This window comes from Aeromicrobium endophyticum, from assembly GCF_003586285.1.
In the GTDB taxonomy this organism is placed as follows: domain Bacteria; phylum Actinomycetota; class Actinomycetes; order Propionibacteriales; family Nocardioidaceae; genus Aeromicrobium; species Aeromicrobium endophyticum.
In genome coordinates, this window is record NZ_QUBR01000002.1 from 60,364 (window position 1) to 85,397 (window position 25,034).

General features: G+C 72.0%; 25 protein-coding genes and 1 riboswitch. Of the genes, 22 read left to right on the forward strand and 3 right to left on the reverse strand.

The window, feature by feature from the left end:
- Window positions 1-22: 22 nt before the first annotated feature.
- The 16 genes from ilvC to DX116_RS10930 all read left to right on the forward strand — a co-directional run bounded on the left by ilvC (window position 23) and on the right by DX116_RS10930 (window position 15,328).
- Window positions 23-1,048, forward strand: coding sequence for a ketol-acid reductoisomerase (ilvC, locus tag DX116_RS10855; RefSeq protein ID WP_119704295.1), 1,026 nt, complete (start codon window positions 23-25; stop codon window positions 1,046-1,048).
- A gap of 168 nt (window positions 1,049-1,216) precedes the next feature.
- Window positions 1,217-2,434: an esterase-like activity of phytase family protein gene (locus DX116_RS10860; RefSeq protein ID WP_119704296.1), complete on the forward strand. Its 1,218-nt coding sequence runs from the start codon at window positions 1,217-1,219 to the stop codon at window positions 2,432-2,434.
- 74 nt (window positions 2,435-2,508) lie between these two features.
- A riboswitch (TPP riboswitch) is annotated at window positions 2,509-2,603 on the forward strand.
- A complete protein-coding gene (thiM, locus tag DX116_RS10865; protein ID WP_119704297.1) occupies window positions 2,594-3,397 on the forward strand; it encodes a hydroxyethylthiazole kinase in 804 nt (267 codons plus the stop codon). It overlaps the preceding riboswitch by 10 nt.
- Window positions 3,394-4,035 carry a thiamine phosphate synthase gene (gene thiE, locus DX116_RS10870; RefSeq protein WP_119704298.1) on the forward strand — a complete coding sequence of 214 codons (642 nt, stop codon included), beginning with the start codon at window positions 3,394-3,396 and terminating at the stop codon, window positions 4,033-4,035. Before thiM ends, thiE begins: the two co-directional genes overlap by 4 nt.
- Window positions 4,032-4,829 carry a bifunctional hydroxymethylpyrimidine kinase/phosphomethylpyrimidine kinase gene (gene thiD / locus DX116_RS10875; protein ID WP_199716051.1) on the forward strand — a complete coding sequence of 266 codons (798 nt, stop codon included), beginning with the start codon at window positions 4,032-4,034 and terminating at the stop codon, window positions 4,827-4,829. Before thiE ends, thiD begins: the two co-directional genes overlap by 4 nt.
- Entirely contained in the window at window positions 4,826-5,482 is a 657-nt protein-coding gene (locus tag DX116_RS10880; protein WP_119704299.1) for a TenA family protein, read from the forward strand. The genes thiD and DX116_RS10880 overlap by 4 nt, the downstream gene beginning before the upstream one ends.
- Before the next feature lie 152 nt (window positions 5,483-5,634).
- The gene (locus DX116_RS10885; RefSeq protein WP_119704300.1) at window positions 5,635-6,459 is read left to right on the forward strand and encodes an amidohydrolase family protein; all 825 of its coding nucleotides are present in this window, start codon (window positions 5,635-5,637) and stop codon (window positions 6,457-6,459) included.
- Window positions 6,460-6,524: 65 nt separating this feature from the next.
- Window positions 6,525-7,049: an MSMEG_0572/Sll0783 family nitrogen starvation response protein gene (locus DX116_RS10890; protein ID WP_119704301.1), complete on the forward strand. Its 525-nt coding sequence runs from the start codon at window positions 6,525-6,527 to the stop codon at window positions 7,047-7,049.
- Between the two features lie 2 nt (window positions 7,050-7,051).
- Entirely contained in the window at window positions 7,052-8,143 is a 1,092-nt protein-coding gene (locus DX116_RS10895; protein ID WP_119704302.1) for an MSMEG_0568 family radical SAM protein, read from the forward strand.
- The gene (locus DX116_RS10900) at window positions 8,143-9,606 is read left to right on the forward strand and encodes an MSMEG_0567/sll0787 family protein (protein ID WP_119704303.1); all 1,464 of its coding nucleotides are present in this window, start codon (window positions 8,143-8,145) and stop codon (window positions 9,604-9,606) included. Before DX116_RS10895 ends, DX116_RS10900 begins: the two co-directional genes overlap by 1 nt.
- Entirely contained in the window at window positions 9,603-10,454 is an 852-nt protein-coding gene (locus DX116_RS10905; RefSeq protein ID WP_119704304.1) for a carbon-nitrogen hydrolase family protein, read from the forward strand. Before DX116_RS10900 ends, DX116_RS10905 begins: the two co-directional genes overlap by 4 nt.
- A complete protein-coding gene (locus DX116_RS10910) occupies window positions 10,447-10,755 on the forward strand; it encodes an MSMEG_0570 family nitrogen starvation response protein (protein ID WP_119704305.1) in 309 nt (102 codons plus the stop codon). The genes DX116_RS10905 and DX116_RS10910 overlap by 8 nt, the downstream gene beginning before the upstream one ends.
- Window positions 10,752-12,005 carry an MSMEG_0569 family flavin-dependent oxidoreductase gene (locus DX116_RS10915; RefSeq protein WP_119704306.1) on the forward strand — a complete coding sequence of 418 codons (1,254 nt, stop codon included), beginning with the start codon at window positions 10,752-10,754 and terminating at the stop codon, window positions 12,003-12,005. The genes DX116_RS10910 and DX116_RS10915 overlap by 4 nt, the downstream gene beginning before the upstream one ends.
- A gap of 4 nt (window positions 12,006-12,009) precedes the next feature.
- Complete coding sequence (locus DX116_RS10920) at window positions 12,010-12,861, forward strand: carbon-nitrogen hydrolase family protein (RefSeq protein WP_119704307.1); 852 nt, start codon at window positions 12,010-12,012, stop codon at window positions 12,859-12,861.
- Window positions 12,858-13,940, forward strand: a complete 1,083-nt coding sequence (locus DX116_RS10925; RefSeq protein ID WP_119704308.1) for an MSMEG_0565 family glycosyltransferase — start codon at window positions 12,858-12,860, stop codon at window positions 13,938-13,940. The genes DX116_RS10920 and DX116_RS10925 overlap by 4 nt, the downstream gene beginning before the upstream one ends.
- Window positions 13,937-15,328: an AMP-binding protein gene (locus DX116_RS10930; RefSeq protein ID WP_119704309.1), complete on the forward strand. Its 1,392-nt coding sequence runs from the start codon at window positions 13,937-13,939 to the stop codon at window positions 15,326-15,328. The genes DX116_RS10925 and DX116_RS10930 overlap by 4 nt, the downstream gene beginning before the upstream one ends.
- An 87-nt stretch (window positions 15,329-15,415) precedes the next feature.
- Here DX116_RS10930 and yczR read toward each other — a convergent pair whose 3' ends face one another.
- Window positions 15,416-16,867: a MocR-like transcription factor YczR gene (gene yczR / locus DX116_RS10935; RefSeq protein ID WP_158591977.1), complete on the reverse strand. Its 1,452-nt coding sequence runs from the start codon at window positions 16,865-16,867 to the stop codon at window positions 15,416-15,418.
- Between the two features lie 60 nt (window positions 16,868-16,927).
- Here yczR and DX116_RS19935 point away from each other — a divergent pair, with 60 nt between their 5' ends.
- Complete coding sequence (locus DX116_RS19935) at window positions 16,928-17,077, forward strand: hypothetical protein (RefSeq protein WP_158591978.1); 150 nt, start codon at window positions 16,928-16,930, stop codon at window positions 17,075-17,077.
- A complete protein-coding gene (gene yczE, locus DX116_RS10940) occupies window positions 17,074-17,712 on the forward strand; it encodes a membrane protein YczE (protein WP_119704311.1) in 639 nt (212 codons plus the stop codon). Before DX116_RS19935 ends, yczE begins: the two co-directional genes overlap by 4 nt.
- Here yczE and DX116_RS10945 read toward each other — a convergent pair.
- The gene (locus tag DX116_RS10945; protein ID WP_119704312.1) at window positions 17,699-18,262 is read right to left on the reverse strand and encodes an O-methyltransferase; all 564 of its coding nucleotides are present in this window, start codon (window positions 18,260-18,262) and stop codon (window positions 17,699-17,701) included. The two genes, yczE and DX116_RS10945, sit on opposite strands and share 14 nt — an antisense overlap.
- A 528-nt stretch (window positions 18,263-18,790) precedes the next feature.
- Here DX116_RS10945 and DX116_RS10950 point away from each other — a divergent pair.
- From DX116_RS10950 to DX116_RS10960, 3 genes are read left to right on the forward strand one after another with little or no spacing between them, the layout of a single operon-like run.
- On the forward strand, window positions 18,791-19,861 hold the full coding sequence (locus DX116_RS10950) for a 3-isopropylmalate dehydrogenase (protein WP_119704313.1): 1,071 nt from the start codon (window positions 18,791-18,793) through the stop codon (window positions 19,859-19,861).
- A 42-nt stretch (window positions 19,862-19,903) separates the two neighbouring features.
- On the forward strand, window positions 19,904-20,998 hold the full coding sequence (locus DX116_RS10955; RefSeq protein WP_119705593.1) for a branched-chain amino acid aminotransferase: 1,095 nt from the start codon (window positions 19,904-19,906) through the stop codon (window positions 20,996-20,998).
- Between the two features lie 51 nt (window positions 20,999-21,049).
- Window positions 21,050-22,462 (forward strand): aspartate ammonia-lyase, encoded by a 1,413-nt coding sequence (locus DX116_RS10960; RefSeq protein WP_119704314.1) that lies wholly within the window; start codon window positions 21,050-21,052, stop codon window positions 22,460-22,462.
- Between the two features lie 96 nt (window positions 22,463-22,558).
- Here DX116_RS10960 and DX116_RS10965 read toward each other — a convergent pair whose 3' ends face one another.
- Window positions 22,559-23,254 carry a hypothetical protein gene (locus DX116_RS10965; protein WP_147393649.1) on the reverse strand — a complete coding sequence of 232 codons (696 nt, stop codon included), beginning with the start codon at window positions 23,252-23,254 and terminating at the stop codon, window positions 22,559-22,561.
- A gap of 157 nt (window positions 23,255-23,411) precedes the next feature.
- On the opposite strand from DX116_RS10965, the gene cimA reads away from it, so the two are divergent.
- The gene (gene cimA, locus DX116_RS10970; protein ID WP_267897694.1) at window positions 23,412-25,019 is read left to right on the forward strand and encodes a citramalate synthase; all 1,608 of its coding nucleotides are present in this window, start codon (window positions 23,412-23,414) and stop codon (window positions 25,017-25,019) included.
- Window positions 25,020-25,034: the final 15 nt, after the last annotated feature.

Consider the following 25,034-nt stretch of genomic DNA (forward strand, 5'->3'; position numbering starts at 1 on the left):
CCTTTCCGAGGAGACATGACCCGTGGCTGAACTCTTTTACGACGACGACGCTGACCTCAGCATCATCCAGGGCCGCCACGTGGCGGTCATCGGATACGGAAGCCAGGGGCACGCGCACGCGCTCAACCTGCGCGACTCGGGCGTCGACGTGCGCGTCGGCCTGCCGGAGGGCTCCAAGAGCCGCGCGAAGGCCGAGGCCGAGGGGCTGCGGGTCCGCAACGTCGCCGAGGCGGTCGAGGAGGCCGACGTCATCGTGATCCTCGCGCCCGACCAGGTGCAGCGTCACGTCTACGCCGAGCACATCGAGCCCAACCTGGTCGACGGCGACGCGCTGGTGTTCGGCCACGGCTTCAACATCCGCTTCGGCTACATCGCGCCCCCCAAGGGCGTCGACGTCGCACTGGTCGCCCCCAAGGCTCCCGGGCACACCGTGCGTCGCGAGTTCGTCGACGGTCGCGGCATCCCCGACATCATCGCGGTCGAGCAGGACGCCAGCGGCAAGGCGTGGGACCTCGCGCTCTCGTACGCCAAGGCCATCGGCGGTACCCGCGCGGGCGTCATCAAGACGACGTTCACCGAGGAGACCGAGACCGACCTGTTCGGCGAGCAGGCCGTGCTGTGCGGCGGCATGTCGCACCTCGTCCAGGCGGGCTTCGAGACGCTGACCGAGGCCGGCTACCAGCCCGAGATCGCCTACTTCGAGGTGCTGCACGAGCTGAAGCTGATCGTCGACCTCATGTGGGAGGGCGGCATCGCCAAGCAGCGCTGGAGCATCTCCGACACCGCCGAGTACGGCGACTACGTCTCGGGCCCGCGCATCATCGACGCGTCGGTCAAGGAGCGCATGCAGGCCGTGCTCGCCGACATCCAGGACGGCACGTTCGCCAAGCGCTTCATCGACGACCAGGACGCCGGCGCGCCGGAGTTCCTGCGCCTGCGCGAGGAGGAGGCCGGGCACCCGATCGAGAAGACCGGCAAGGTCCTGCGCTCGCACTTCTCCTGGAAGCAGCAGGACGCCGACTACATCGACGGCCAGGCCGCCCGCTAGCCAGCAGCACCACCCGCACCACCGCAGGGGCGTCGCACCGAGAGGTGCGGCGCCCCTGTCGCGTCTGCACCGGAGTGTTCGCTCGCGCGTCGCCGGGGTGTCGCCCTGCTGGGGTTGGGTCGAGGCAGGCCCGGGGGGTCCGGTCCACCGAACCAGAGGAGCCACGTCATGTCTCGTCCTTCACGGCACCACCTCGTCGGCGGCCTGGTCGTCGCGCTCGCCGCGGCGACCGTCTCGCCCGCCGCAGCGTCCGACCACCGCGGTCATCACGGTCACCACGAGGGGGACGGTGCGCGGCTGCTCGCCCGCGCCACGCTGTCGGCGGACGTCCAGGCGCCCGGTCCTCCGTCCGGCGCCCTGGCCACCCCGGCCAACGGACGCCAGGGACCGTTCCCGGGCCAGGTCATACCTGGCTTCTCGGCGGCGATCGACAATCGCGACGGGACGTTCTGGGCGCAGCCCGACAACGGCTTCGGCGCGAAGGGCAACTCGGGCGACTTCCTGCTGCGGCTCTACCTCGTCAAGCCGCGGTGGAGGACGGCGCAGGGCGGCAGCGGCGCGGTCGAGGTCCTGCGACACATCACGTTGTCCGACCCAGGTCACGAGATCCCGTTCCCGATCGTGAACGAGGGCACGCGCGACCGTCAGCTGACGGGCGACGACCTCGACATCGAGTCGGTGCAGCGCGGCCGCGACGGCATCTTCTGGATCGGCGACGAGTTCGGTCCGTTCATCGTGCACGTCGACGCGAAGGGGCGCGTGCTGTCCGCGCCGGTGGCCTCACCACTCGGCAGGTCGCCGCAGAACCCGCAGCTGGGCGGCGAGCAGCCCCGCACCCAGCAGAGCGGCGGGTTCGAGGCGATGGCGCAGTCACCCGACCGGCGCTACCTCTACCCGGTGCTCGAGAAGGCCGTCGTCGGTGACGCCGACGCGCGCCGGCGTGTCGTCCGCGAGTTCGACACCCGTGCGAACCGCTACACGTCCCGGTCGTGGGACTACCGGGTCGACGCCGACGCGAACCTCGTCGCCGACGCCCAGATCACGACGGGAGGCCGGCTGCTGGTGCTCGAGCGCGACGACCTCGACGGCCCCAAGGCCGTGACGAAGAAGGTGTACGAGGTGAGGCTCGGCGCGGGAGCGTCGTCCGTGCGCAAGAAGCTCGTCGTCGACCTGCTCTCGATCTCGGACGACAAGGGCCTCAGCGAGGGCGGGGGCTGGGGGACAGGCCGTCGGTTCTCGTTCGGGTTCCAGTCGGTCGAGACGCTCGTGCCGTTGTCGGGCGGCCGCTTGCTGATCGCCAACGACAACAACTACCCGGGCAACTCGGCGCGGCGGCCCGGCACGCCCGACGACACCGAGCTGATCGTGATCGACCCGCGCACCTAGTCGCCACCTCGCCACCTCGCCTTCGCGTGCGTGAGGGCCCGCAGCGGGCGACGGAGCGTATGTGTATCGTCGGCGTCACACGGCCGGGGTGCCCCACGAGGGGCTGAGATGAGACCCGACGAACCTGATCCGGTTAGCACCGGCGCTAGGGAGCCTGTCATGAGCAGCACTGTCACGTCCGCGACCCCATCGATCGTCGCGGCGGTCCGCGCGCAGTCGCCGTTGGTGCAGTACCTGACCAACTTCGTCTCGATGGACGTCGCCGCCAACGTCCTCAACGCGGTCGGCGCGTCACCGGCGATGGTGCACGACCCGCACGAGTCGGGCGAGTTCGCCCGCCTCGCGTCCGCGGTCGGCGTCAACATCGGCACGCCGTCACCGCCTTGGGTGGAGGGGATGATCGAGGCGGCCCGTGCCGCGCACGAGGTCGGCACACCGTGGGTGCTCGACCCGGTGGCCGTCGGCGCCACGTCCTACCGCCGCCGGATCGTGGCGCAGCTGCTCGAGCACCGGCCCACCGTCGTGCGCGGCAACGCCAGCGAGATCCTCGCGATCGCTACCTCGCAGGCGGGCGGCCGCGGCGTCGACAGCGATGCCTCCTCGTCGGACGCCGTCGAGGCAGCACGGGAGCTGGCCCGCGACCTGCAGGCCGTCGTCGTGGTCACGGGGGTCGAGGACGTCGTGACGGACGGTGCGCGCACCGCGATCGTGCACGGCGGCCACCCGTGGATGCCGATGGTCACCGCGCTCGGGTGCTCGGCCACGGCACTCGTCGCCGCGTGCTGCGCCGTCGAGGAGGACGCCGTCGAGGCAGCGGTCGCGGCGATGGTGATGCTGTCGGTCGCGGGCGAGCGCGCCGGCGCGCGAGCGGCAGGTCCCGGCTCGTTCCGGGTCGCGCTGCTCGACGAGCTGGCGGCACTCGACGACGTCCGCGTGGCCTCGGCCCGGGTCGACCGGTCGTGACCGCCGACCTGCGGCTCTACCTGGTCACCGACCCCGGCACCGATGGGCTCGACGACGTGGTGGCCGCGGCCGTCGCCGGGGGAGTGACCTGCGTGCAGGTGCGCGACAAGCACGCCACGACGCAGGCCCTGGCCGACCGCGCCGGTGCGCTGAGGACGCTGCTGCCCCCCGGGGTGGCCGTGATCGTCGACGACGACGTCGAGGCGGCACGGTCCGCCGACGGCCTGCACGTCGGCGCGGACGACGTCGCGCCCAGCGTCGCCCGGGCGGCACTGGGCCCGGGCGCCGTGATCGGCTGGTCGATCAACCACCTCGACCAGCTGGGCGACGACACGCAGCTGGCGGCGTGCGACTACGTCGCGGTGAGCCCCGTGTGGGCCACGGCCACCAAGCCCGACGCGAGCGCGCCGTTCGGGCTGCCGGGCGTGCGGGCCGTGGCCGACCGGCTCGCGGGGCGGCTCCCGCTGGTGGCGATCGGGGGCATCGACCGCGACCGGGCGGCCGACGTGATCCGTGCGGGAGCCGGAGGGGTGGCCGTGGTCAGCGCGATCTGCGCGGCACCCGATCCGCGAGCCGCGGCCGAGCACCTGCGCCGCGTGGTCGACGCTGCGCTCGGCGAGACGGTGGTGCCGCGATGAGCCGCACCGGGGTGATGCTGAGCATCGCCGGGTCCGACCCGTCCGGGGGTGCCGGCATCCAGGCCGATCTCAAGACCGCTGCAGCGCTGGGCGTGTACGGCGCCACCGTCGTCACGGCGCTGACGGCGCAGAACACGCTGGGCGTGACGGGCGTGCACGCCGTGCCCGCGCAGTTCGTCGCGGAGCAGTACGAGGCCGTCGTGACGGATCTCGACGTGCGCGCGGTCAAGATCGGCATGCTGGGCTCGGTCGAGGTCGTGCGGACCGTGGCGGCGATGCTGCGCGAGCATCCCGTGCCGGTGGTCGTGCTCGACCCCGTGATGGTCGCGACGTCCGGCGACCGTCTCGTCCCGGAGGAGGCCGCCGCCGCGATCCGCGATCTGCTGGTGCCGCTGGCGTCCCTCGTGACGCCCAACGTGCCCGAGGCCGAGGTGCTGACGGGGCTCGGCATCGGTTCGGCGGACGACCTCGAGCACGCCGGGCGAGCCCTGCTCGCGCTCGGACCCGGCGCGGTGCTGGCCAAGGGCGGGCACCTCGACGGAGACCGCTGCATCGACGTGCTCGTCACCGCCGACGGTGCCGTCCGGCTCGAGTCGCCGCGCGTGCACACGCCGCACACCCACGGCACGGGCTGCACGCTGTCGTCGGCGATCGCCTCGTACGTGGTGCGGGGACATGACCTGCCGGACGCCGTGACGTCGGCCAAGGACTACCTGAGCCGGGCCCTGCTCGCTGGGGCGTCGCTCGAGCTGGGGCAGGGCAGCGGGCCTGTCGACCACCGGGTGCGCGGATGACCGCCGTCTCGCAGGAGTGCTGGCAGTCGGTCGACGACTGGTTCGAGGCGATCTGCCGCCACGAGTTCGTCGCCGGGCTGGTGGACGGCTCGCTGCCCGAGGACGTCTTCGTCCGGTACCTGGTCGACGACGCGCACTACCTCGATCGCTACGCGAGGGTGCTGTCGGCGCTGGCGTGCCGGGCGCCCGACGTGGCCGGCACCGAGCTGCTGGCGGGATCGGCCGTCGGGGCGGTCGCCGCGGAGCGCGAGCTGCACCGGGCCTACCTGGCGCCGCGTGGCCTCGACCCCGACACCGCGACCGTGCCCGAGGCGTCGCCGACGTGCGTGGCCTACACCGGCTCGCTGGAGGCGGCGGCGCACACGGCGCCGTTCGACGTCGCCCTGGCAGCAGTTCTGCCGTGCTTCCGGGTGTACGCCGAGGTCGGTCGGCACGTGCTGGCGCGCCGCGCGCCGGGCGACCACCCGTACGGGGCGTGGATCGACACCTACGCCGCTCCGGAGTTCGACGAAGCGGTCGGACGGGCCGAGGCCTACCTCGATGTCGTCGCGACCGACCGCGTCGGGGTGCTGGCCGCGTACCGCCGCTCGACCCGCTTCGAGTGGATGTTCTGGGACAGCGCCTGGCGGGCCGAGACCTGGCCCGCCCCCTGACGGAACCCGCGCGTCGGCGGTGCGGAACCCGCGCGCCAGCGGTGCGGAACCCGCGCGTCGGCGGGAGGGGCGTAACACGGGGACACAGGCACTTCACGGGCCTTTGTTCCGGGCGTGACCAGACCGAAACACGCGGGGCGCTGACTTGATGCATGACCCAGCGAGTGTTCGACAGCCACCGCCACATCGGCGCGCTGCCGGAGCACGCGTTCTACGGCGGACCGGCCATCCGCGCCGACGTCACCGCCAAGGAGACCGTCGAGGGCTTCTTCGCCGATCTCGACCGTGAGGGCACCGAGCGGGCCCTCGTGCTGCCCAACTACGGCGTGCCGGTGCCCGACGCGGCGTTCGACCTCAATCCGCTGGCCGTCGAGGCGGCGCAGAAGGACGACCGCGTGAGCTGCGGCCTCTGGGTCTCGCCCAAGGCCTCGGACGCCGCCCGCAACGACGAGGCGCTCAGGCTCGTCGGCGAGTCCGGCGTCAAGGCGCTCAAGACGAGCTTCCTGCTCGGCGGGCACCCCGCCGATCCCGACTGCGCCGACGAGATCGACAAGATCTTCACGACCGCCGCGCAGCACGACCTCGTCGTCCACGTGCACACGTCGCCGGGCGCCGCCTCCGACATCGACCAGGTCGGCACGCTCGTCGAGAAGTACGGCGACGACACCAAGATCCACCTCGTCCACCTGGGCGGCGGCATGAGCGGGCACATGAAGCTCATCGGCGGCCGGCTGTTCGACTGGATCGAGGCCGGCAAGCAGGTCTACACCGACACCAGCTGGACGATCGGCTTCGCACCTGTGTGGCTGGTGCAGGAGATCGAGAAGCGCGGGATCGGGCACGACCGCATCCTGTTCGCGACCGACTGCCCTTGGGGCGACTTCGAGGGCGAGCACGCGCGCCTGTCGGCCGTCGCCAAGGACCCCGAGCTCGCGGAGGCCTTCTTCCGCGGCAACTTCACCGCTCTGTACGGCTGACCCCCCATTCCCTGGCCCGCCACGGTCAGTGCACGACCCACCTCACGACCCCCACAGGAGAACTGATGACCGAGATCGACGACCAGATCGCCGCCAACATCGAGGCCTCGCTCGCCGAGATCCAGCACCCCTCGCTGCCCCAGGGCACCAACCTGTACGGCTCGACCAAGATCTTCCCCGACTACCAGGCCGAGGAGGGACAGTCGTACTTCACCTTGATCCACGGCATCCCGCACGAGTCGTCGGTCAGCTTCGTGGCGATCCTGCAGGCCACGCGGGCGCTGCGCAAGGGCTTCGAGACGGCGATCTACTTCTATGGACCCGGCACGCTGGCCTGCTCGGCCAACCGCGGCTTCCCGACGACGGGCGACGCCGGCTTCCCGGGCGAGCTCAACATGAACGCCTCGCTCGAGACGTACATCGCCGAGGGCGGGACGGTCTACTGCTGCCGCTTCGGCCTGGCGCTGCACGGCATCCGCGAGGAGGACCTGATCGAGGGCGTCATCCCCGCCCACCCGCTCGACGTGCAGGACGCGATCATCCACTACGCCCGCAAGGGCGCGATCATCAACTCCGTCTACAACCTCTGATCATGAACGCGCCCAGCTGCGGTGGATCCACCGCCACCCGTACGAGCACCCGCGTGGACGTCGCGATCCAGGGCATCCGCCTGCTCGATGCGCCGGTCAGCCGGCAGTCGGGCGCAGGACCCAGCGACGACGGCCACGTGCTGCTGGGGGGTGTCGGGACCGCGATCCCGATCAACCCCGACAGCCCGTTCACGATCAACCGGGGGCGCCTGCTCCTCGACGGGGCCGACACCGGCCTCGGCGTGGAGCCGGTGCGCCGTCCCCGCTTCTACGACCTGCGGACGGCCGACGGCGTCTCGTACGAGAAGATCGCCCGGCTGCACTCGGCCGACGTCCTCGCGACGACCGTCGTGCAGACGTGCGTCCGCTACGACGAGGCTGAGCGGTGCCGGTTCTGCGCGATCGAGAAGTCGCTCGAGGCCGGATCGACGATCGCGGTCAAGACCCCCGCGCAGGTCGCCGAGGTCGCGAGGGCGGCGCACGAGCTGGACGGCATCACGCAGATGGTCATGACGACCGGCACGTCCAACGGGCGAGACCGCGGTGCGACGCACCTGGCGCGCTGCGTGCGCGCGGTGCGTGAGGTGCTGCCGGACCTCGCGATCCAGGTGCAGTGCGAGCCGCCGGCCGACCTGCGCACGATCACCGACCTCTTCGAGGCGGGTGCCCGGTCGATCGGCATCCACGTCGAGTCGATGGACGATGACGTGCGCCGGCGCTGGATGCCGGGCAAGTCGACGGTGCCGCTCGACGAGTACCGCGCCGCGTGGCGCGAGGCGGTGCGGGTCTTCGGTCACAACCAGGTCTCGACGTACCTGCTGGTCGGGCTCGGTGAGGACCCCGACGAGCTGGTCGACGCGGCGCACGAGCTCGTCGACATGGGCGTCTACCCGTTCGTCGTGCCGTTCAGGCCGCTGGCCGGCACGCTCGCCACCGACGTCGACCAGGTGCCGCCTCCGCCCGCCGACGTGCTGCACGACGTCACGCGTCGGGTCGCCCGAGCACTGATGGACGCCGGCATGCACGGCTCCGACCAAGCGGCGGGCTGTGCGGCGTGCGGCGCCTGCAGCGTCCTGCAGAGCGAAGGTGCCTGATGTCGATCGTCGACCTCGACCGAGGCATCCTGACCGGCGGCCGGCCGGCCCCGATCCCGGCGTTCGTGGTGTCGCAGGCCGACACCCGGGCCGACCTCGCCGCGTACCGCGCGCTGCGACGCGAGGTGTTCGTCGCCGAGCAGGGCATCTTCGCCCGTGACGACGCCGACCGCGTCGACGACGATCCACGGACGGTCGTGCTGCTCGCACGCGCGGCGGACGGCACGCTGCTCGGCGGGGTGCGCATCGCCCCGGCGGTCGAGGGCCGTGACATCGGGTGGTGGTCGGGCAGCCGCCTGGCTGTCAGCGCGACCTCCCGCACCCACGCCGGCGTCGGGGGAGCGCTGGTGCGAGCCGCGTGCGCCCGCGCCGAGGCCGAGGGTGCGCTGCGCTTCGACGCCACGGTGCAGACGCAGAACGAGCCGTTGTTCGCCCGTCTCGGCTGGCGCACGCTCGGCGCCGTCGAGGTGCACGGACGTCCGCACGTCCACATGATCTGGCCCATCGACCGCGTCGAGCGTCTCGCGCGGGCGACGAAGGCCGTCCTCGGGCCGCTGCTCGAGGGCTTCACGCGTCCCGACCCCCTGGACGGGACGGGCGTGGGCGATCGCGCCCTCGGCGGGAGGGGCTTCGTCGGCGACGACGCCTCTCCCGTGCCGGGCTCCGACCTGCTGGCGGCGTGCGACGCGATCCTGCCGTCGATGGTCGAGCGCGATCCCGAGTGGGCGGGCTGGTGCGCCGTGCTGGTCAACCTCAACGACCTCTCGGCGATGGGTGCCTCGCCCGTCGGCCTGCTCGACGCCGTGGGCGCCCGCGACGCCTCCTTCGCGCGGCGGGTGTTCCGGGGGCTGCAGGACGCGTCGCGCGCCTGGGGCGTGCCGGTGCTGGGCGGGCACACGCAGCTCGGCGTCCCGGCCTCGCTGAGCGTCACGGCCCTCGGGCGCACCGACCGGCCCGTCGCCGGAGGCGGTGGCAGCGCGGGGGAGTCGCTGCGCCTGACGGCCGACCTCGGCGGTCGGTGGCGCCCGGGCTACTCGGGCTCGCAGTGGGACTCCTCGTCGCACCGCAGCGCGGACGAGCTGCGCGCCCTGGCCGGTGTCGTGCCGGCGCTGCGCCCCACGGCGGCCAAGGACGTCAGCATGGCCGGTCTCATCGGCACCACCGGGATGCTGGCCGAGGCGAGCGGCTGCAAGGCCGTGCTCGACGTCGCGCGCGTCCCTGCCCCGGCCGGTGCCACCGCGGGCGACTGGCTGACCTGCTTCCCGGGGTTCGCGATGGTCTCGGCTGAGCGCGAACCGGCCCGGGCACCGCTCCCGCCGTTCGTCGACAGCGCCGTCTGCGGTCGGCTGACGGACGGGCGGGGCGTCGACCTGCGCTGGCCCGACGGCGTCGTGACCACCGCGGTCGCCGGCACCGTCACCGGACTTCCCACCACCACCACGACGACCAAGGACTGCGCATGACGATCACGCACCTCGCGGCCGCGTCGGCCGCATTCGGCCGCGACCTCGACGAGGCCTACGCCCAGATCACCAGGCTCGTGGCCGAGGCGAGGGCGCGTGACGTGCGCCTGCTCGCGCTGCCCGAGGCCGCGCTCGGCGGCTACCTCTCGACGCTGCACACCGACGGCGACGGGGCCGACTCGCTGCCGCCCGTCATCGACCTCGACGGTCCCGAGCTGCGCCGGGTGGCCTCGATCGCCGGTGACATGACCGTGGTCCTCGGCTTCTGCGAGGCCGACGCTGGCACCCGCTACAACAGCGCGGCGGCCGTGACCGGTGACGGCGTGCTGGGCGTGCACCGCAAGGTGCACCAGCCCTTGGGCGAGAACCTCTACTACGAGGCCGGGGACGTGTACGAGGCCCTCGACACTCCGGTCGGCCGGCTCGGCATGCTGATCTGCTACGACAAGGCCTTCCCCGAGGCGGCCCGCTCCTTGGCACTCGACGGCGCGCAGGTCATCGCCTGCATCTCGGCGTGGCCGTCGTCGCGCACGGCCGGTGCCGCCGACATCGCCGAGGACCGGTGGACCAAGCGGTTCAACCTGTTCGACCAGGCGCGCGCTCTCGAGAACCAGGTCGTCTGGGTCGCGGCCAACCAGGTGGGCACGTTCGGGTCGATGCGGTTCGTCGCCCACGCCAAGGTCGTCGGTCCGGGCGGCGACGTGCTGGCCTCCACGGGCGCCGATGCCGGCCTGGCGGTCGCGGGCGTCGACATCGACGAGGCGCTCGACATGGCCAGGCGCTCGATGTTCCACCTGCGCGACCGGCGTCCCGACACCTACTCCATGCGGGCGCCGGCGCATGCCTGAGATGACCGTGACGGTCCGGTGGCCCGACGGACGCGTGACCGACTGCTACTCGCCGTCGCTGGTGATGCACGACCACCTGGCGGCCGGCACGACCTACCGGGTCGACGAGTTCGTCCGCCGGGCCTCGGTGGCCCTCGGCGAGGCGAGCGAGCGCGTCCGGGCCAGGTACGGGTTCACGTGCTCGGCCTCGGCCGCCTCGCTCGAGCGCATCGAGCGCAGTGCCGCGGCGTTCGACCGGCACGACTCCGTCGACGTCCTCGCGATGCAGCCGTCCCTACCCGCCCCTCAGGAGGCACCATGAGCATCCCCGTCGCGATCGTCGGCGCCGGCCAGGCCGGTCTGTCGGTCAGCTGGTTCCTCACCCGGGAGGGCGTCGAGCACGTGCTGCTCGAGGCCTCCACGACCGCGCACGAGTGGACCGACCGGCGGTGGGACAACTTCACCCTCGTGACGCCCAACTGGCACTGCCGGCTGCCCGGCTACGCCTACGACGGCGACGACCCCGACGGGTTCATGACGCGCGACGAGGTCGCCGCGTGGCTCGCCGGGTACGCCGCGAGCTTCGACCCGCCGGTCAGGGAGCACACCCCGGTGACGCTGCTGACCGAGCGCGAGGGCGGCGGCTTCGTGCTGACGCTCGGCGGCCCGGCAGGCGACGAGGTGCTCGAGGCCGAGCACGTCGTGCTGGCGACGGGCGGCTACCACCTGCCGATCGTCCCGCCCTTCGCCGCCGCGATCGACCCGTCGATCGCGCAGGTGCACTCGGCCGACTACCGCAACGCCGCTCAGCTGCCGCCCGGTGAGGTGCTGGTGGTGGGCTCGGGCCAGTCCGGCGCGCAGATCGCCGAGGACCTGCACCTCGAGGGACGTGCGGTGCACCTGGCCCTCGGCGACGCCCCACGCGTGGCCCGCACGTACCGCGGACGCGACTGCATGACCTGGCTGGCCGAGATGGGCCTGTACGACACGCCGGTGCAGCAGTACCCGGGAGGCAGGGCGGCGAGGGAGAAGACCAATCACTACGTGACCGGGCGCGACGGCGGCCGCGACATCGACCTGCGCCAGTTCGCGGTCGAGGGGATGCGCCTCTACGGGCTGATGTCGGGCGCCGAGGGCACACGCCTGTTGTTCGAGCCGACCGTCGCCTCGGCCCTCGACTCCGCGGACGCGGTGTACAACTCGATCTGCCGCGACATCGACGCCTACATCGAGCGGGAGGGCATCGCGGCGCCGCCCGGGGCCTCCTACGAGCCGGTGTGGGCTCCCGACCACGAGCCCCGGCTGCTCGATCTCGCCCAGGCCGGCATCACCTCCATCGTGTGGGGCATCGGCTACCGACCCGACTACCGGTGGGTCAAGGTGGGCGTCTTCGACGGCGCCGCGGCTCCCACGCACACGCGCGGCGTGACGTCGGTGCCGGGCCTGTACTTCCTCGGCCTGCCGTGGATGCACACGTGGGGGTCCGGACGGTTCGCCGGCATCGCTCGCGACGCCGAGCACGTCTTCCGGTGCATCGTCGGCGCGCGGCGGCCCGCCGCGGCGGAGCGCTAGGCAGGTGCGCCTGGCCTCCGTCGCCGCGCACTTCGGTCGCGACATCGAGCGCTCGCTCGACAAGATCGACGGGATCGTCCGCGACGCCCGCGCGTCCGGCGTCGACCTGCTGGTGCTGCCCGACGCGACGCTCGGCGGCTACCTGTCCGATCTCAGGCACCCCGACGCGCACGCGCTCCCGCCGGCGCTGGTCGAGGGCTCGTTCGAGGTGGGACGCGTCATCGCGGCGGCCCAGGACATGGTGGTGTGCTTCGGCTACACCGAGGAGGACGTCGTCGACGGCCGGCCGGTGCACTACAACGCCGCCCTGTGCGTCACGGGCGACGGCGTGCTGGGTCGCCACCGCAAGGTGCACCAGCCGGCGGGCGAGGCGCTCGCGTACCGCGCCGGCGAGACCTTCTCGGCCTTCGACACCCCGATCGGACGCATGGGCATGCTGATCGACTACGACAAGACCTTCCCCGAGGCGGCACGCTCGCTCGCGCTGGACGGCGCGCACGTCATCGCGTGCCTGTCGGCGTGGCCGGCGAGCGTGACCGATCGCGCCTCGCGGCTGCCGAAGGACCGTCAGTCCCGGCTGTTCGACCTCTACGACAGCGCCCGCGCCGCCGAGAACCAGGTCGTGTGGGTCTCGTCCAACCAGACCGGCGTCATGGGCGGACTGCGCTTCCTCGGGCAGGCCAAGGTCGTGGGCCCTGGCGGCGACGTGCTGGCCCGGACGTGGTCCAAGGGGGCACTCGCCGTGGCCGAGATCGACGTCGAGACGGAGGTCGCGCGCTCGCGGCGCATCCTGCACCACCTCCAGGAGCGGGTGCCGGCGAGCTACCGCACGACCGAGCGCACGAGCGACGCATGAGGATCGCCCTGCTGACGTACTCGACCAAGCCGCGCGGGGGCGTCGTGCACACGCTCGCCCTGGCCGAGGCGTTGAGCCGTGCGGGGGCCGAGGTCGACGTCTGGACCCTCGGCCGCGGCGGCGACACCACGTTCTACCGCGGCGTCGACCCGTCCGTCGGCATCCGTGCGGTGCCGTTCCCGGAGCAGCCGGGCGAGGACGTCGGGGCGCGCATCCAGCGCTCGATCGCCGTGCTGCGCGAGGCGTTCACGCCCGACGTCTACGACATCGTGCACGCCCAGGACTGTATCAGCGCCAACGCGGCGCTGCCGTGCCTGCGCACGATCCACCACCTCGACACGTTCTCGACGCCCGCGCTGGTCGCGTGCCACGAGCGGGCCGTGGTCGAGCCGGTCGGACGGGTCTGCGTGTCGGAGTCGGTGGCGGCCGAGGTCAAGGCCGGCTGGGGGCTGAGCCCGGTCGTGATCCCCAACGGCGTCGACGCCGCCCGGTTCGGCCGGGCCGCAGGCCCCGATGGTGAGGAGGCCCGGCACGCGTGGCAGGAGAAGCTGGGGCCGTACGTGCTGGCGCTGGGCGGCATCGAGCCCCGCAAGGGCAGCATCGACCTGCTCGAGGCGTACGCGCTGATGCGCCGGCGACGTGCGGACATCCGCCTGGTGTTCGCCGGCGGCGAGACGCTGTTCGACTACCGCGACTACCGGGCGGCCTTCGAGCGACGGGCCGATCAGCTCGGCGTGCACCACGAGATGCTCGGGGTCGTGGCCGAGGAGCAGCTTCCGGCGCTGGTCGCCGGTGCGTCCGCCATGGCGTTCGTGTCGACGAAGGAGGGCTTCGGCCTGGCCGCGATGGAGGCGCTCGCGGCAGGCGTGCCGGTCGTCGCGCGGGACCTGCCGGTGCTGCGCGAGGTGTTCGGCGACGCCGTGCGGTTCGCCGCCGAGCCGATGGCGATGGCGGGCTCGCTGGCGTCGGTGCTGTCGGACCCGCCCGATCCGGCCGTCGGCCGGACGCTGGCCGCCTCGTACACGTGGCAGGCGGCAGCCGAGGCCCATCTGGCGTTCTACGCCCGGCACCTCGCGTGACCTCGGTGCCCATCGGTCGGGCCTTCGAGCTGTTGGCCGACGCGGCGCCCGACGCCGTGGCCGTCCGGTGCGGCGACGCGGTGCTGACCCGCCGCGAGCTCGATGCGGAGTCGAACCGCGTCGCCCGCGCATGGGCCGGCCGGGTCGGGCACGACGACCTGGTGACGATCGCCCTGCCCAACGGTCTCGACGTCGTGCTGGCGTGCGTCGCCACGTGGAAGCTGGGCGCGACGCCTCAGCCGATGTCGCCCCGGCTCGGGTCACGTGAGCGCGAGGCGATCCTCGACCTCGTGCGCCCCGCCCTCGTCGTCGACGAGGCCTTCGCGGCGGGCGGGCTCGAGCGGTCCACCGACGACTCACCGCTCCCGGCTCTGTCGGCGTCGTCGTGGAAGGCGCCGACCTCGAGCGGAAGCACCGGCCGGCCGAAGATCGTCCGCGCCGGTGCCGCGGCGACGGTCGATCCCGGCGGTCAGGTCGCGCCGTTCGTCCCGCGGCAGGCCGTGCAGCTGGTCGCCGGACCGCTCTTCCACGCGGCACCCTTCGCGTACGCGATGCGAGGGCTGATGACGGGCCATGAGCTCGTCGTGATGCCACGGTTCGACGCCGCCGAGGCGCTGCGGACGATCGAGCGGCACCACGTGACCTGGGCCGTGCTGGTGCCGACCATGATGCACCGCATCTGGCGTCTGCCCGATCGCGAGACGCACGACGTGTCGTCGCTCGAGAGCGTCCTGCACCTCGGGGCGCGCTGCCCACCATGGCTCAAGCGCGGGTGGCTCGAGTGGCTGGGCCCGGAGCGCGTCGTCGAGGTGTACGCCGGCACGGAGTCGCAGGGGCTGGCGATGATCAGCGGTCCCGAGTGGCTCGAGCGGCCGGGCTCCGTCGGACGCGGGGTGTCGGGCTCGGAGTTCATGATCGTCCGGCCGGACGGCACCCGCGCCGAGGCGGGCGAGCTCGGCGAGATCGTCATGCGCCGCGACGGACCGCCGACGTACTCGTACGTGGGGGAGCGACCGCCCGATCGAGACGGGTGGCACAGCCTGGGCGACGCGGGCTGGACGGACGCCGACGGATACCTGTACGTGGCCGACCGGCTCGACGACGTCATCGTGACCGGTGGCGTCAAGGTGCACCCGGCCGACGTCGAGGCGGTGCTCGAGGAGCACCCGGACGTCCGGTCGTCCGTCGTGGTCCCACGCGACGACGCCGAGCGGGGTCAGGTGGTGCACGCGGTGGTCGACGTGGACAGGTCCGACGTCACGGAGGCGACGCTGCTGGCCTGGGCGCGCGCCCGCCTCGACCCCGAGAAGGTGCCCCGCAGCTGGCGTCTCGTCCGCCACCCGCTGCGCGACGACACCGGCAAGGTTCGTCGTCGCCACCACCGCTGACCTGCAGGAACCCGCGCGTCGGCGAGGCGGAACCCACGCGTCAGCGAGGCGGAACCCACGCGTCAGCGGTGGGGGTGGGGGTGGGGGTCAGGCGATCATCTCGAGGGTCTTGGAGGGTGCCGCGGTCGACGTCTCGGTGGTGCGCGCACCGATGACGTCGTCGTAGGCCGCGCGCAGTCGCGCCACGGCCTCGGTCAGCGTCTCGTGCGACTGGTTGTAGGGCAGGCGCAGGTGCCGCTCGCCGACCGTGCCGGGGCGCGTGACGAACCGCGGGCCAGGCGTCAGCAGCAGGCCGTGGCGGGCCGCCGCGGCCGTCAGCCGCGACGACATCCGCTCGGGCAGCGTCACCCACAGGCTGAGGCCTCCCGGCGGGCAGGGAGCGTGGACGTCGGGCAGCTCGCGGGCCAGCTCCGACAGCAGGTGGTCGCGTCCGGCCCGCAGACGCGCCCGGCCTGCCGCGGCGGTCTGGCCGCCCTCGACGAGCAGCTCGGAGAGCACCAGCTGGTCGAAGGCCGACGATCCGAGGTCGTCCATCATGCGGGCCTGCACCAGGGGCATGACGGCATCCTTCGGTGCGCGGATCCACCCGACGCGCAGCCCGCCCCAGTACGCCTTCGACGACGAGCCGATCAGCAGCGCGCGGGGGTCGTAGGTCGCGAACACCGGCGGCAGCTCGAGGCCGTCGAGGTTGATGTCGCGCAGCGACTCGTCGACGATCGGGACGACGTCGTGGCGGCGCAGCTGCCGGGCCCACTCCGTGCGCTCGGCATCGCTCATGACCGCCGCGGTGGGGTTGTGGAAGTCGGGCACGAAGAGGGCCGCGCGGTGGGGCGAGCCGGCCAGGACGGCGCCCAGGCCCTCGGTGTCCCAGGGCGACCCGTCGACCGGCAGTGCCGACAGCCGGGCGCCGGCGGCGACCAGCGAGTCGTGCGCGTGCGGATAGCCCATGCCCTCGACGGCGACCCGCTGACCGGGGGAGATCAACGTGCGGGCGAGCAGCGAGATCGCGCCCATGGCGCCGCTCGTGACGACGATCTGCTCGGGATCGGTCGGCAGGCCGCCGTCGGTGTACCGCTGGGCCAGCACCTCTCGCAGCACGGGCAGGCCGTCGGGCAGGTAGCCGGTCGTGGCGAGCAGCCCCGGCAGCTTGGCGACCGCGGTCTCGAACGCGCGGGTGAGCCCCGGTGGCCCCACCGGCGCCGCGTACGTCATCGCGATCGTGCCAGCACCGTCGGGCGTCACGATCAGGCTGCTCGCGCTCGACGTCGACAGCGGGACGCGGACGACGCTGCCCGAGCCCTGGCGCGACTGCAGCAGCCCCGCGTCGCGCAGCTCGGCGTAGACACGGGTCGTCGTCGTGCGGCTGACCCCGATGGCCGTGGCCAGCTCGCGCTCGGACGGCAGCCGGCTCCCGTCCGAGACGCGGCCGTCGACCACCAGCAGGCGCATGCGGTCGGCGATCTCGCGGTAGGCAGGGCCGGCGTGGTCGAGGGGCCCGAGCAGCTGGGCGAGACGGCGGGCGGACAGGATCGCAGGCATGAGGCCAGTGTTGCACGATTGGCTATTCATCGTGATGCCAATCTCCGTCAGGCTGGTGCCATGAAAGAGCTCCTGGCCCTCCTCGCCCCGATCGCGCTCGTGGTGCACCTCGCACGTCTGACCGTCCGTGACGGCTACGGCACCCTCGCCCCGCCGCGCAGCCACGACGCCGAGCGCGGCACCCGGGTCGAGCGGGAGCTCGGCCGATGACGCGCCGCGGCCTGCCAGCCCGCCTCGTGCAGCTCAACCTCGGGCTGTTCCTCTACGGCTTCACGATGGCGATGATGGTCGAGTCGACCCTCGGCCTCGACCCGTGGGACGTCTTCCACGAGGGGGTCGCGCAGCACGTGGGCCTCACGTTCGGGCAGGTCGTCATCGCGACGGGCGCCGTCGTCCTGCTGCTGTGGATCCCGTTGCGCCAGCTGCCCGGCGTCGGCACGGTGCTCAACGTCCTCGTGATCGGCCTGGCCGCCGACGTCGGCATCGCCGTGCTGGCCCAGCCCGACGCCCTGTGGCTGCGGGCTCTCCTGCTGGTGGGCGGGATCGTGGGCAACGGCTTCGCGGGGGCGCTCTACATCGGTGCGGCCCTGGGCCCCGGGCCGCGCGACGGGCTGTGGCTCGGTCTGGTGCGGCGGACGGGGCGCAGCGTGCGGCTGTGGCGCACGGTCATCGAGGTGTCGGTGCTGGCGATCGGCTTCGCGCTGGGCGGCACGGTCGGTGTCGGCACCGTGCTGTACGCCGTGACCATCGGGCCGATCGTGCAGGCGTTCCTGCCGCTGGTGCAGGTCGAGGTGGCGAGCAGGTCGGGGGAGACGGGTCAGGAGTGCGAGGTCAGCGCCGCGTAGCGATGATGAGCGAGGCGTCGACGTCGATCAGCATCTCGACGGCGGCGAACCGCTCGTCGGTGAGCCACTGCTCGCGCACCGTGTCGACCCGTCCCTCGACGATCGGCGGCCAGAAGGCCGACGGCACGAAGTCGTCGAGCACCGCGATGCCGCCTGGCTCGAGCAGGTCGGCGATGACGTCGATGCTCTCCATGACGTCGCGGATGTCGATGAACAGCAGCGAGAACGGTGCGTACTGCTCGAGCGTCGACCAGTCGCCCGCGATGACGTCGACGTTGTCGGTGCCGGCGAAGATCTTCTGCACGTCGCCGGCCAGGGCCGGGTCGAGCTCGGCGCTGACGACCCGGGCGTGCTTGGGTGCGCCGCTCGACAACCAGGCCGATCCGACGCCGCAGCCCGTGCCCAGCTCGGCCAGGGTGCCGGTGCGCGAGGCCGCCAGCGAGGCGAGCAGGCGACCGGTCTCGTTGCGGATCGAGGTGATGAACCCCCGCTGGCGTGAGAGGTCGAGCGTGGCCGAGACGAGCTCGGGGACTTCGGCGGGTGCGCTCACGCGGCCAGTCTTTCACGGACTGAGGGGCCCGGACGTCCACGACGTCTCGGCGGCTGAGACACGCGGGGCAGATGCCGCCCACGGCGGGCGTACCTGCAGTACGCTCTCGGACATGCGGAAGCAGCTCGTACTCATCGCTTGCCGCGGCAGGGCCTCTTAGGGCCACACCCTGCCGCGGTGTTTCGGCGTTGGCCCGCCGTTCCGCAGCAGGGTACGAGAGATCATGACCTGGTCTCCATCACTTCTCGCACTCCCCGGTGATCCCGGATCTTGTGGCGTTGCTGGACGGCGGACCTACGCCGGACCCGCGCCTGACCATCCGATCGATCACCGAAGGAGAACCATCATGACCAGCTTCTCGACATCGAGCACACCCATCGAGTGGGGACCGGCGCACCTGCGCGACGAGGCGACCCAGCACGAGATCGAGCTGAGCGACCGCCCCGACGACAACTGACGTCGATGCGTACATCTCATATCTCAGGATGCTGGTTTCACATCCTGAGACGTCGCTCCTAGGATGTCGTCATGACCACATCCTTCTCGCTCGCCGTCGTCGGCGGCGACGGCATCGGACCCGAGGTGACCGCCCAGGCCCTCGCGGTGCTCGACGTCGTCGCACCCGCCCACGGACTTTCGTTCGCCACCACCGACTACGACCTCGGCGCGCGTCGCTACCACGCGACCGGCGAGACGCTGCCGGACTCGGTGCTCGAGGAGATCCGCGGGCACGACGCGATCCTGCTCGGCGCGGTCGGCGACCCCAGCGTGCCGTCCGGTGTGCTCGAGCGCGGTCTGCTGCTCAAGCTGCGCTTCGCGCTCGACCACTACGTCAACCTGCGTCCGTCCAAGCTGTACTCGGGCGTGGCCACGCCGCTGGGCGACCACGTCACGAGTCGGGGCGACATCGACTTCGTGGTCGTCCGCGAGGGCACCGAGGGACCGTACGTCGGCAACGGTGGCGCCATCCGCGTCGGCACGCCGCACGAGCTGGCCACCGAGGTCAGCATCAACACGGCCTTCGGCGTCGAGCGCGTCGTCCGTGACGCCTTCGCCCGCGCCCAGGCCCGTCCGCGCAAGAAGCTGACGCTCGTCCACAAGAACAACGTGCTCGTGCACGCCGGTCATCTCTGGACGCGCACGGTCGACGCCGTCGCGACGGAGTTCCCCGAGGTCTCGGTCGACTACCTGCACGTCGACGCCGCGACGATCTTCCTCGTCACCGATCCGGCGCGGTTCGACGTCATCGTCACCGACAACCTCTTCGGCGACATCCTGACCGACCTCGCGGCGGCGATCACCGGGGGCATCGGCCTGGCCGCCAGCGGCAACGTCAACCCCGACGGTACGGCGCCCAGCATGTTCGAGCCCGTCCACGGCTCGGCGCCCGACATCGCGGGTCAGTCGAAGGCCGACCCCACCGCGGCGATCCTGTCGGGCGGGATGCTGCTGGACCACCTCGGCTTCCCCGAGGCCGCCGCGCAGATCACGGCAGCCGTCGAGGCCGACATCACCGAGCGCTCGTCCACCCCGCGTTCGACCGAGGAGGTGGGAGAGGCCATCGCGTCACGAGTGGCCGGAGGCGTACCGGTCGGTTAACGACTGTTCACCCTCCGACCCGGAAGAGATATCGTGACGACCATGACCTCCACCCCCTTCGCCGCCACGCTGACCACCAACCCGGCGGCCAGGACCGCCGAGCAGCGCGACGCGATCCTGGCCGACCCCGGATTCGGCAACCACTTCACCGACCACATGTTCCTGGCCGAGTGGACGCCCGACACCGGATGGGCCGACGGTCGTGTCGTGCCCTACGGTCCGCTGCAGATCGACCCGGCCACCGCGGTGCTGCACTACGCCCAGGAGATCTTCGAGGGTCTCAAGGCCTACGTGCACGCCGACGGCTCGGTGTGGCTGTTCCGTCCCGAGGCCAACGCGGCACGCATGCAGCGCTCGGCCCAGCGGCTGGCGCTGCCCGAGCTGCCGACCGACTGGTTCCTGGGCTCGATCCAGGCGCTCGTCGAGGCCGACCGCGCGTGGGTGCCCGCCGGCGGCGAGAAGAGCCTGTACCTGCGTCCGTTCATGTTCGCCTCCGAGGTCTTCCTCGGCGTCCGCCCGTCCCAGCACGTGACGTACTCGGTCATCGCTTCGCCCGCCGGTGCGTACTTCGCGGGCGGCGTGCAGGCCGTCTCGATCTGGCTGTCGACCGAGTACTCGCGTGCCGGCGCCGGCGGTACCGGTGCGGCCAAGTGCGGCGGCAACTACGCGGCGTCGCTGCTGCCTCAGCGTGAGGCCGCCGAGCACGGATGTGCCCAGGTGGCCTTCCTCGACTCCACCGAGCAGAAGTGGATCGAGGAGCTCGGCGGGATGAACCTGTACTTCGTCCAGTCCGACGGCTCGATCGTCACGCCGTCGCTGTCGGGGTCGATCCTCGAGGGCATCACCCGCGACTCGATCATGCAGATCGGCCGCGACCTCGGGCACGAGGTCGTCGAGCGACGCGTGTCGATCGACGAGTGGCGCCAAGGGGCGGCCGACGGCACGATCACCGAGGTGTTCGCGTGCGGCACGGCCGCGGTCGTCACGCCCGTCGCGTCGCTGAAGTGGGAGGGCGGCGAGGCCGTCAGCGGTGACGGCCAGCCGGGCAAGGTCACGACCGACATCCGCTCGGCACTCGTCGACGTCCAGTACGGACGCGCCGAGGACCGCCACGGATGGCTCACGCGCGTCTCCTAGACCGCCTGTGGTTGGGTGTCCTGTGACCACCGTCACAAGCAAGGAGATCGCATGTCCGTCGCCACACGTTCCGAGCACGACCTGATCGGAGACCGTGAGGTACCTGTCGAGGCCTACTGGGGAGTGCACACGCTCCGCGCCCTCGAGAACTTCCCCATCACCGGCATCCCCATCGCCGTCAGCCCGTACCTCGTCGAGGCGCTCGCGGCCGTCAAGCAGGCGGCCGCGACCGCCAACAACGAGCTGGGCCTGCTCGACGACGAGCGGTTCGCGGCGATCCGCGACGCGTGCCAGGAGATCCGCGCCGGGGGGCTGGCCGACGAGTTCGTCGTCGACGTCATCCAGGGCGGCGCCGGCACGTCGACCAACATGAACGCCAACGAGGTCATCGCCAACCGGGCCCTCGAGCTGATGGGGCACGAGAAGGGCGACTACGCCGTCATCCACCCCAACGAGCACGTCAACCTGAGCCAGTCGACCAACGACGTCTACCCGACGGCCGTCAAGATCGCGATCATCCTCGCCACGCACGACCTGCTCGCGGCGATGCAGGTGCTCGAGGACTCGTTCGCGCGCAAGGCCGACGAGTTCCACGACGTGCTCAAGATGGGGCGCACGCAGCTGCAGGACGCGGTGCCGATGACGTTGGGGCAGGAGTTCCGCACGTACTCGCTGATGATCGGCGAGGACCGCGCGCGACTGGGTGAGGCCGTGCTGCTGCTGCACGAGATCAACCTGGGCGCCACCGCGATCGGCACGATGCTGAACGCGCCGGCCGGCTACGTCCCGTCGGCCTGCGGGCACCTGGCGTCCATCACCGGGCTGCCGCTCGAGACCGCGGTCGACCTGATCGAGGCGACGCAGGACTGCGGTGCGTTCGTGCAGCTGTCGGGCACGCTCAAGCGTGTCGCGGTCAAGCTGTCGAAGATCTGCAACGACCTGCGCCTGCTGTCGTCGGGGCCGCGGGCCGGCTTCAACGAGATCAACCTGCCGGCCGTGCAGGCCGGGTCGAGCATCATGCCGGGCAAGGTCAACCCCGTGATCCCCGAGGTCGTCAACCAGGTCGCCTTCCAGATCATCGGCCACGACATGACCGTCACGATGGCCGCCGAGGCCGGGCAGCTGCAGCTCAACGCCTTCGAGCCGGTCATCTGCTACTCGCTGTCGGCCGGCATCTCGCGGCTCGAGCAGGCGGTGCTGACGCTCGCGCACCGCTGCGTCGACGGCATCACCGCCAACGTCGAGCTGCTGCGCTCCGAGGTCGAGAACTCGATCGGGCTGGTCACGGCGCTCAACCCCTACATCGGCTACGCCGCCGCGACCGAGGTGGCCAAGGAGGCGCTGGCGACCGGACGCGGCGTGGCCGAGCTGGTGCTCGAGCGCGGCCTGCTGCCGCGCGAGCAGCTGGAGGCCATCCTGCGTCCCGAGGTGCTGGCCAACCTCGCCAAGCGCCCCGAGCGCTGAGACGGTGCGCCGGCGTCCAGCCGTCGCGTGTCTTTGGACGCCGGTGCACCGCTCTCGAGGCCAGGTGGACGCTGTCGCACCGCCCGCGGGGGCGCGTCAGGGGGCGAACAGGGTGATGGCGGGATCGCCGAGCAGCCGGACGACCAGCTGCTCGACATCGGCGTCGTAGTCGATCTCGACGTCGATGGAGCGGTCGTTCGGGGTCTGCGCCGCAGCCGTGTCGCCGAGCCCGTAGGCGATGTCGCGCAGCGTGACGGTCGCGCGTCCGACCGGATCGTTGGCGGGCCACTCGGCGATGACGCGATGCGTGAGCCCGGCCAGCACGGCACCGTGCATCGCGTGCTGCTCGGGGTGCACACCGTCGACCACGATCTCGGGCAGCCCGAAGCCGGCCAGCCCCACGGTCGCGATGCGTCCGGACTCGAGGTCCGAGTAGTCGACGACGTACCACTGGGTGGCGTGCGACAGCGAGACGTCGCCGGGCCGTCCCTCGACCACCCGGGGGACGGCCAGGTCGATCACGACGCCGTCGTGGTCCTCGGCGATCGCGAGCGCCTCGACCCTCGCGTCGCGCTGCGCGAACGCGGCGCCCTCGACGTCCGACGTGCGCAGCAGCAACGTCTGGTGCTGCCGCGACCTGAGACGCCGTAACGACACCTCGGACGTGCCGTAGCGGCGCAATAGCTCGGGCGACGGGGGAGGGATCAGGTCGTCGGTGGCCAGCGGCTGCGCGGTCATCACGGCGTACATGACACGCGTCTGCTCAGGGTGCGGGACGGGTCTGGCGGTCATAGGCGGCTCAGTCTAGACTGGCGCGCATGCAGAGCATCTCGATGATTATCGACGGGCGCGCCGGGGGCTGACACTCCACCCGACGCGCTGCCTCCCACTCCCTGGGAGGTTTTTTTATGCCCGAGACCGCGAGATGACCGGACCGAAGGACGACGCAGTGAACGCAGGCCACCAGCACGTGGGCGACTTCCACGTCTACGACACGACGATGCGCGACGGCGCCCAGCAGGAGGGCCTGAACCTGTCGGTGCAGGACAAGCTGCACATCGCCCGCCACCTCGACGACCTCGGCGTCGGCTACATCGAGGGTGGTTGGCCCGGCTCCAACCCCAAGGACACCGAGTTCTTCCAGCTCGCCGCCAAGGAGCTCGACCTGCGCCACGCGACCCTCGCGGCGTTCGGCGCCACGCGGCGCCCCCACGTCGCCGCGGCCGACGACACGCTGCTCGCGGCCCTGCGCGACTCGGGCGCCTCGGTCGTCACGCTGGTCGCCAAGAGCCACGACCGCCACGTCGAGCTGGCGCTGCGCACGACGCTCGACGAGAACCTGGCGATGGTGCGCGACTCCGTCACGCACCTCCGCGAGGCGGGCCAGCGGGTCTTCGTCGACCTCGAGCACTTCTTCGACGGCTACCGCGCCAACCGCGACTACGCGCTCGAGGTCGTCCGCACCGCCGCCGAGGCCGGCGCCGAGGTCGCGGTGCTCTGCGACACCAACGGCGGCATGCTCCCGCACTGGGTCGCCGAGATCGTCGCGGACGTCATGGGCACGGGCGCGCGCCTCGGCATCCACGCCCACAACGACACGGGCTGCGCCGTGGCCAACTCGATGGCGGCGGTTCAGGCCGGCGTGACGCACCTGCAGGGGTGCATCAACGGCTACGGCGAGCGCACCGGCAACGCCGACCTCGTGACGTGCGTGGCCAACCTGGAGCTGAAGCTCGGCATGTCGCTGCTGCCCGAGGGCCACCTGGCCGACGCCACGCGCATCTCGCACGCGATCTCCGAGATCACCAACTACCCGCCGCACGCGCGCCAGCCCTACACGGGCGTCTCGGCGTTCGCCCACAAGGCAGGTCTTCACGCGAGCGCGATCCGCGTCGACGCCGACCTGTACCAGCACATTGACCCGTCGCTGGTGGGCAACGACATGCGGCTGCTCGTCTCGGAGATGGCCGGCCGCGCCACGATCGAGCTCAAGGGCAAGGAGCTCGGGTACGACCTGGCCAGCGACCCCGAGCTGCTCGCGCGCGTGACCGACCGCGTCAAGCAGATGGAGCAGGCGGGCTACACCTTCGAGGCGGCCGACGCCTCGTTCGAGCTGCTGCTCGCCGAGGAGGTCGACGGTGCGCGCACCTCGTTCTTCGACGTCGAGTCGTGGCGGGTGCTGGCCGAGTCGTCGCGCGGCGCGGCGGCGCTCTCCGAGGCCACCGTCAAGCTGCGGGCCGGGGGAGTGCGCCTGGCCGTGATCGGCGAGGGCAACGGCCCGGTCAATGCGCTCGACCACGCGCTGCGGCAGGCCATCGAGCAGGTGTACCCGGATGTCGCGCGCTTCCACCTGACCGACTTCCGCGTCCGCATCCTCGACCAGGGTCACGGCACCGACGCCGTCACCCGAGTGCTGATCGAGACGACCGACGGCAAGTCCGTGTGGGTCACGGTCGGCGTCGGTGCCAACATCATCGAGGCCTCGTGGGAGGCGCTCGTCGACGCCGTGACGTACGGGCTGCGCCTGCACGAGGTGCGTCCTCGCATCGACGACTGAGGCCCCTCGACCTTT

What these genes read in the sequence shown, in the direction of transcription:
- DX116_RS10900 (WP_119704303.1), top strand. Translation starts at nt 8,143, where the DNA reads ATGTCGATCGTCGACCTCGACCGAGGCATCCTGACCGGCGGCCGGCCG.
- thiM (WP_119704297.1), top strand. Translation starts at nt 2,594, where the DNA reads ATGAGCAGCACTGTCACGTCCGCGACCCCATCGATCGTCGCGGCGGTC.
- DX116_RS10890 (WP_119704301.1), top strand. Translation starts at nt 6,525, where the DNA reads ATGACCGAGATCGACGACCAGATCGCCGCCAACATCGAGGCCTCGCTC.
- DX116_RS10925 (WP_119704308.1), top strand. Translation starts at nt 12,858, where the DNA reads ATGAGGATCGCCCTGCTGACGTACTCGACCAAGCCGCGCGGGGGCGTC.
- DX116_RS10905 (WP_119704304.1), top strand. Translation starts at nt 9,603, where the DNA reads ATGACGATCACGCACCTCGCGGCCGCGTCGGCCGCATTCGGCCGCGAC.
- DX116_RS10860 (WP_119704296.1), top strand. Translation starts at nt 1,217, where the DNA reads ATGTCTCGTCCTTCACGGCACCACCTCGTCGGCGGCCTGGTCGTCGCG.
- yczE (WP_119704311.1), top strand. Translation starts at nt 17,074, where the DNA reads ATGACGCGCCGCGGCCTGCCAGCCCGCCTCGTGCAGCTCAACCTCGGG.
- DX116_RS19935 (WP_158591978.1), top strand. Translation starts at nt 16,928, where the DNA reads ATGAAAGAGCTCCTGGCCCTCCTCGCCCCGATCGCGCTCGTGGTGCAC.
- DX116_RS10965 (WP_147393649.1), bottom strand. Translation starts at nt 23,254, where the DNA reads ATGACCGCCAGACCCGTCCCGCACCCTGAGCAGACGCGTGTCATGTAC.
- DX116_RS10885 (WP_119704300.1), top strand. Translation starts at nt 5,635, where the DNA reads ATGACCCAGCGAGTGTTCGACAGCCACCGCCACATCGGCGCGCTGCCG.
- DX116_RS10910 (WP_119704305.1), top strand. Translation starts at nt 10,447, where the DNA reads ATGCCTGAGATGACCGTGACGGTCCGGTGGCCCGACGGACGCGTGACC.
- thiD (WP_199716051.1), top strand. Translation starts at nt 4,032, where the DNA reads ATGAGCCGCACCGGGGTGATGCTGAGCATCGCCGGGTCCGACCCGTCC.
- DX116_RS10895 (WP_119704302.1), top strand. Translation starts at nt 7,052, where the DNA reads ATGAACGCGCCCAGCTGCGGTGGATCCACCGCCACCCGTACGAGCACC.
- yczR (WP_158591977.1), bottom strand. Translation starts at nt 16,867, where the DNA reads ATGCCTGCGATCCTGTCCGCCCGCCGTCTCGCCCAGCTGCTCGGGCCC.
- DX116_RS10955 (WP_119705593.1), top strand. Translation starts at nt 19,904, where the DNA reads ATGACCTCCACCCCCTTCGCCGCCACGCTGACCACCAACCCGGCGGCC.
- DX116_RS10880 (WP_119704299.1), top strand. Translation starts at nt 4,826, where the DNA reads ATGACCGCCGTCTCGCAGGAGTGCTGGCAGTCGGTCGACGACTGGTTC.
- DX116_RS10960 (WP_119704314.1), top strand. Translation starts at nt 21,050, where the DNA reads ATGTCCGTCGCCACACGTTCCGAGCACGACCTGATCGGAGACCGTGAG.
- DX116_RS10950 (WP_119704313.1), top strand. Translation starts at nt 18,791, where the DNA reads ATGACCACATCCTTCTCGCTCGCCGTCGTCGGCGGCGACGGCATCGGA.
- DX116_RS10915 (WP_119704306.1), top strand. Translation starts at nt 10,752, where the DNA reads ATGAGCATCCCCGTCGCGATCGTCGGCGCCGGCCAGGCCGGTCTGTCG.